Below are 578 nucleotides of genomic sequence, written 5' to 3' on the forward strand. Positions count from 1 at the left end.
CAAACAGATTAAATACCGCCATTATGACAGAACACGAAAAAACCAATGAAGTGCCGCTTTCGATGGAAGCAGGCACGTTGCTAAAAAATAAACGCGAATCTCTAGGCATGACTCAGAAGCACGTTGCTGATCGCCTTAGACTTCGCGTTTCTGTTATTGAAGATATTGAAAACAACCGATTTGAATCTCAACAAGTAGCGACATTCACTCGCGGCTATTTGCGTTCTTACGCAAAGTTTGTCGGGCTAGATGAGAAAGTGGTGCTGGTTGCTCTAGAACAAACGGCAGATGTAAAGCCAAAAGAGCAAGAAATCGAAATGCAAAGCTTTTCTCGTAAAACCAAACACGAGAAACACAACAGCCGAATTATGTTGCTGACTTGGGTAATAGCCATTGTCATCATCGGTATCTCAGCAGCTTGGTGGTGGCAAAATCAGCAAGAAAATAGTCTCGCTCAAGTTGTAGCAGAGGCTAATGTTGAAACAAGCCAACCAAGTGCCGATGAAATTGCTGATATTGATCTAATGACCGAAGAAGAGCTGATCGCAAGTACTCCAGCAGAACTAGCGGCATCAAAC

The 578-nt window shown here is 43.3% G+C and carries 1 protein-coding gene; it reads left to right on the top strand.

What is annotated here, in order from left to right; all coding sequences use genetic code 11:
- Window positions 1-23: 23 nt before the first annotated feature.
- Window positions 24-578 (top strand): helix-turn-helix domain-containing protein (locus tag R7Z77_RS27200; RefSeq protein ID WP_318137285.1); only part of this gene is annotated, 555 nt, incomplete at its 3' end.

The sequence above is a fragment of the Vibrio sp. 1401 genome (genome assembly GCF_033340295.1).